Below are 5,007 nucleotides of genomic sequence, written 5' to 3'. Positions count from 1 at the left end.
GGCGAAGCGACGCGAGCCATCGCTGTTGTGGAGAGAGCGGCTGGAGCTGAAGAGGTTCTTGGATCAGCAGCGGACCGTCTGGAAAACGAAGCCCCGTACGCCAAGGCGTCGGGTCAAAATAACATTGCCAGGCCGGCTTCGAGGCGCCCGGCCAGCAAGGCGCGCTGTCGCGCGAATACTCCCTGTATTCGAAGGCGGCGCAACGCCGCTGGACGGGATGGATCGAAATCGAAGTGGCGATGTTATTTTGACCCGACGCCCAAGAAGCAGACGGCGAGCTCGGAGCGCTTCGAATCGCTTCTTCCCGCTGCTCCTCGTGTGGGCGGAGCCGCTCTCGAGCGTTGTGCCTCCGCAAGCGAGGCATTGGAGGGGGGGCGGCATTACACCTGTGGGCATCCATCGTGGCGACTGGAAGAGCTCGCACGCGACCTTCGCCGCTGTGAAGGGTGGTTCGGCCGCGGCCCCCCATGGTCACATGGACATCGGGTCTTTTGTCATGGACGCGAACGGGGTGCGTTGGGCAGAAGACCTCGGTGGTCAGTCCTACCACGATCTGGAATCAAAGGGCATCCGGCTGTGGGACTATCAACAAGACGGCCAGCGCTGGGACATCTTTCGTTACACCAATTTCAGCCACAGCACGCTTGTCGTGGATGGCAAGAAGCAGCGAGCCTACGCTTACGCTCCGATCATCGGATTCTCCGACCAAGGCCCCATGCCCCATACGCTCGTCGACCTGAGCCCGGCCTACCGATCCCAGCTCGCCGCTGCGAAGCGCGGAGTCGGGCTGCTTCGAGACCGAGCGGTCCTGGTTCAGGACGAAATCGAGACGCTGAAACGTCGGACCACGGTCCGCTGGGCGATGATGACACGCGCCAAGGTAGCGCTCAGGAACAAGCGAAGCGCGATCCTGCGGCGAAAGGGCCGGCGTCTGGTCCTGAGCGTTCAGCGCCCGCGCAACGCCACGCTCGAGCTTTTTGAGACGGCGAAACCCCGTAGGGAACACGACGCCCCGAATCCGGACACGCGCATGATCGGATTCAGGACCGAGCTTGCGCCTGCGAAATCCGCGAGGCTCGTTGTCGTGCTCAGCCCGGACAAAGAGCCTAGGCTTCCCCCGGTCCGCCCACTCGCGCTGTGGTGAGCGCCGCGCACAGACCCTTGACTGCCAGCATGTGGGGTGCGGCCAGCTCCGCCGCGCGCCGCCTCAGCGCTCCCACGTCAAGACGGCGAAACCTTCGAGCTCGGCAGCACGGGCAAGTGCCCGATCCAGGCAAACGAACGTGAGCGAACTCGGATTGCCTTCCGAGGCGAGGTAGGCTGCAGCCAGCTGCGCCGCATCGGCCGCGCGGAGCGCGTGCCTCGCGAGCAGCAACAGGGCGTGCTGCCGCACAGCCAGCACCTCGGTTACTTCGTCCGCGTGGGCCGCCAGGGTCGCCAGCCGGTCGAGCAACTCGCGGCGTCCCGTGCCGTCGAGCAGGCCTTGGCGCGAGCGACGTTCCACGGCTCCGGCGAGCTCGAGCCTGCTCAGCACCCACGTCACCATGTGCGGGTCCTCTCGCAGACAGGCGCGCACCAAGTCGCTGCCCGGTTCTGCCACAAGCAGCGGCACGATGGCCGAGCTGTCCCAATAGCGCATGTACCCTTCGCCCTACCCGGACCGATCTTCCCGGCTCTTGACGGCCAACTTCTCTATCGGCGCACCAGCGCAGGCTAGCACGAGTGCACCCACCAAGAACATCGTCCGAGGACGTTCCAACCCGCCGTTCACGACTGCCCTTGATAGCCTGCGCAAGCCGGACTTGCGGAGGCGCCGATCGGCTTGAATCCGTCGTAGAATCCTCAAGGACTAGACCCGATCGCCTCGCTCCTCGTCGAGGCTCGCAGCGATCGCGACGCCGGGTAGCTCGAGAGGAGGCTGATCGAGCAAGGGCGACGCGTCGCCGCTTCCCGCTCTGAGGACGCCCTTGGCCACCAAGCGCCGCCTGCGGCGGTCCGCGTCTGAGTCGGGGCCCTTGAGGCCGACGAGCTTGGCAACGGGCCGCCCGTGGCTCGAGATCTGCACCTCGCTGCCATCACGCACCTGGCGGATATAGCGCGATAGATTCTCCTTCAGGTTGCTCACCGAAACAGTCCTCATAAGTGACCACTCTAGCCTTTATAATATGACTAGTCTAGTCTCTTTCGAACAGCTTTTCAACGGCGAGTGCAGGCACGTCTAGACCGGCCGACTAATCCTTCAACGAGCACATCTGCGATCAGGCAACGGGGTTGTACGACTTTGTCGCCTGACACTACGATGCGCTCATGGGACACTTCACGTTCGCGGATCCGACCATCCCAGACGAGCTCAACCCCATCGCGCTGCACCGCTACGCGTTCAACGCCAACAACCCCGTACGTTTTGTCGACCCCACAGGACACGGCTTCTGGGAAGTGACGACCCCAGCGCCCACAAGGTGGAGATCACACCCAACAAGACTTGGAAGCGGTTCTGGAACGACCCCGTCGATTGGGTCGAGGGCAGCAGGGTCAACGATCGGGGCTTCCCCTTCGATCCGAGCACTCCACCTACTATGACGGAAATCGAGACGGTCCCGTCTCTCTCGCGCTTCAGGTAGATGATCGAGCTAGCAAGCGTAAGCGTGTCGACCGGACCCTTCGTTGCACGTGAGGGCGTTCGGATCGTAAGCATATGATCAAGCGTCTTGTTTCGGTCACCCTATGGATGGTCACGCTAACCGCTTGCAGCACCTACTACCGACCCGTGGCGCCTCATCGGGCCGAGTCTGCGGGGGCTCGTGCGGAGCTGGTTGCTGCCGAAATCGGGCCGGCTGAGGGTCCGGTGAGCAAGCTTAGGATCGACACCGAGCTGAGCCTGCCGGCGAACTTGGAGGTCAATGGAGTGCGGCTTGGGTTGCACGACGAACCACCGTGCCAAAGCGGCGAAGCGGGTTGGCTGGAGGATTTGGCCGGACCACCTGAGAGCCTGCATGCGCAGGCGATTTTCTCGCTCGATACGGCCTGGGAAGAGATCCTCACCAAGCCCAACGCGGTGGACGTTGAGCTGCGCGGTCCAGGCGACACCGAGCACTGTCTAAGGGTACCTCTGGCCAAGGGCGATCCCGACAGCGACTGGATCGTGGACACCGACTGGTTCATCACTCCTGGCTTTACGGGGCTCGTCGCCCTGGGCTCAGAGAGCTTTCTTGGCCCGGCGGCGGGTACCTCGATGCGTCTTGGTGCCTGGGCTGGGCACTACACGCGGGTCTGGTTGGACGGAGGGGGAGCCGTGATAGGGCGCACCGCTATCAACGCTCCGTCGAACGAGGAAGTGCTGGTGGCCGTTCTTCCCTTGGCGCTGGCCGCTGACGTTGAAATTGCCCGTAGAGGCGACTGGTCCGTACGCGTCCATGGCGGATACCAGCTATGGGCGGGCGTACGCAACCCGTCGACCCCCGAAGGCAAGGCCACACCGATCGCCTACCACGGACCACGAACCGGCATCATCTTCAACTATCCCCTGCGTTTCGAGGCTCGACCCGGCTTCTATCTGGGTCGCCGCTCGTATGCGCTCGAGCTCGAGGTGCCGGTCTCGCTGCTGTTCTCGCATGCCCAGGGAACCCGTGCCACATTGGTGTTCGGCTTGACGGCCTCCATGAGCGCGGGCTTCTGGTGAGCCACGCGTTCGGCCGACTCTCAGCAGGTGCCGGAGGCGTCGTTGCGATGCACGTCGCGGAATCGCTTGCTGCCCAACGTCCATCGACAGTGTCGCGACCGGAACGGCTGGTGTGTCGAGTCGCCGGTCTCTTGGTGCTGCTGCTTGCAGGCTGCGCACACAAGCAGACGTTCCGGCCTGTGAGTCCCAAGAGCGCGCGGACGGCTTGGGCCAGCGGCGAGGTGTTGCGTGTCGAGGCCATGCCCCGCTTGGATCGAACGGGCTCCCTGCACGTGGATTTCGAGCTGCGTGATGCGCCGGGTGCCAAGGCAGTTGAAGTGCGGCTGACCCGGACGCGAAGCCGGCCCTGTCAGCAGGGCGTGCAGGGACATATCGAGGGCAGTTTTCGCGAGCTCGATTCGGAGCGTACCTGGGTTACGTTTCCTCTCGAGCCGCTTTGGGGCCAAGTGCTGGTGCACCCGAGCTCACTCGACGTACGGGTCGAAGACGCTCGGGGCGTTGCGCGCTGCCTGAGGCTGCCGTTCGCGCGCGCCGCACCTCCAAACGTGGATTGGGAGGCCGGTCGCGCGATCTACTCGCGGGCGAGCATGCTCTTCCCCTACGTGTTTGCCTCCCGGCAGGCGGTCGCAAGGGGCATGGGCATCGGTCTCGACGCGGGGTTTGGCCGCTGGCTGAGCTCGGCCGGGCGCGGCTGGCTCGAGCTGGCGAGCAACATGACGCGGCGTTACTCGGAGCTCGCCACGGACAAGCCCGCGACCGGAGACCTCTTGGAGCTGTGGGTTGCGGGCGACTACGTGCTTGTGCGCTCGGGCAACGTCTCGCTGCGCGCGCAAGCCGGCTACGGGGTCGTGCTCGGCCGGCGCAAGCTGCTTGCGGGTGAGCGCCTCGAGCGTAACGTGCGGCTGCACGGAGTACGGCTGGGTCCGACGCTCAGCATCGCGCTCGACCACCTGCTGCGACCGGGATTTGTCAGGGGAGAACGCACGCTGACCTTTGACATCGAGCTTCCAACCCGGATTCTGTTTCCGATTTCTGGCAGCGCCGGCAGGCTCGTGATTCCCGCGCTCGTTTTCAGTGCCAAGACAGGATTCTGAGTTCTGACGCCCCCACCGCGCGCTTCACATACCGAACGCGGGTGCTTCCCAGCCCCAGCTCGGATCAGGAGTCAATCCCAAATGGGCGAAGACGGTGGCCGGTACTGCCACATGTCCGGGGCCCTTGGCGAGCTTGTGGAGCGACTTGCCCCACTCGACCAGGGGCGTGGACTTCTTGCAGAGCAACAGGCTGTTGGCAGCCATGGATAGGTGAAGCGTGAGTGGGCGGGCCTG

At 64.3% G+C, this 5,007-nt stretch carries 6 protein-coding genes; 3 read left to right on the top strand and 3 right to left on the bottom strand.

The features are described from left to right. Window positions 1–388: 388 nt before the first annotated feature. Window positions 389–1,144, top strand: coding sequence for a heparinase II/III-family protein (locus MJD61_18295; protein MCG8557213.1), 756 nt, complete (start codon window positions 389–391; stop codon window positions 1,142–1,144). A 63-nt stretch (window positions 1,145–1,207) separates the two neighbouring features. On the opposite strand, the gene MJD61_18290 is transcribed toward MJD61_18295, so the two are convergent. Together MJD61_18290 and MJD61_18285 are read right to left on the bottom strand one after the other, a co-directional pair. Continuing rightward, window positions 1,208–1,639: a type II toxin-antitoxin system VapC family toxin gene (locus MJD61_18290; protein MCG8557212.1), complete on the bottom strand. Its 432-nt coding sequence runs from the start codon at window positions 1,637–1,639 to the stop codon at window positions 1,208–1,210. Between the two features lie 210 nt (window positions 1,640–1,849). Continuing rightward, on the bottom strand, window positions 1,850–2,140 hold the full coding sequence (locus MJD61_18285) for a type II toxin-antitoxin system Phd/YefM family antitoxin (GenBank protein ID MCG8557211.1): 291 nt from the start codon (window positions 2,138–2,140) through the stop codon (window positions 1,850–1,852). Window positions 2,141–2,695: 555 nt separating this feature from the next. On the opposite strand from MJD61_18285, the gene MJD61_18280 reads away from it, so the two are divergent. Both MJD61_18280 and MJD61_18275 read left to right on the top strand, forming a co-directional pair. Next, window positions 2,696–3,679 carry a hypothetical protein gene (locus MJD61_18280; GenBank protein MCG8557210.1) on the top strand — a complete coding sequence of 328 codons (984 nt, stop codon included), beginning with the start codon at window positions 2,696–2,698 and terminating at the stop codon, window positions 3,677–3,679. Window positions 3,680–3,726: 47 nt separating this feature from the next. Next, window positions 3,727–4,773, top strand: coding sequence for a hypothetical protein (locus MJD61_18275; GenBank protein ID MCG8557209.1), 1,047 nt, complete (start codon window positions 3,727–3,729; stop codon window positions 4,771–4,773). 24 nt (window positions 4,774–4,797) lie between these two features. Here the strand turns inward: MJD61_18275 and MJD61_18270 are convergent. Beyond that, window positions 4,798–5,007 (bottom strand): hypothetical protein (locus tag MJD61_18270; protein MCG8557208.1); only part of this gene is annotated, 210 nt, incomplete at its 5' end.

This window comes from Pseudomonadota bacterium (assembly GCA_022361155.1).
Lineage (GTDB): Bacteria > Myxococcota_A > Polyangia > Polyangiales > JAKSBK01 > JAKSBK01.
This window is presented reverse-complemented; position numbering and strand designations above follow the sequence as displayed.

Bases quoted from the DNA above. Each gene is read 5' to 3' on its own strand.
- MJD61_18290 (MCG8557212.1), bottom strand. From the start codon at position 1,639: ATGCGCTATTGGGACAGCTCGGCCATCGTGCCGCTGCTTGTGGCAGAA.
- MJD61_18285 (MCG8557211.1), bottom strand. From the start codon at position 2,140: ATGAGGACTGTTTCGGTGAGCAACCTGAAGGAGAATCTATCGCGCTAT.
- MJD61_18280 (MCG8557210.1), top strand. From the start codon at position 2,696: ATGATCAAGCGTCTTGTTTCGGTCACCCTATGGATGGTCACGCTAACC.
- MJD61_18275 (MCG8557209.1), top strand. From the start codon at position 3,727: ATGCACGTCGCGGAATCGCTTGCTGCCCAACGTCCATCGACAGTGTCG.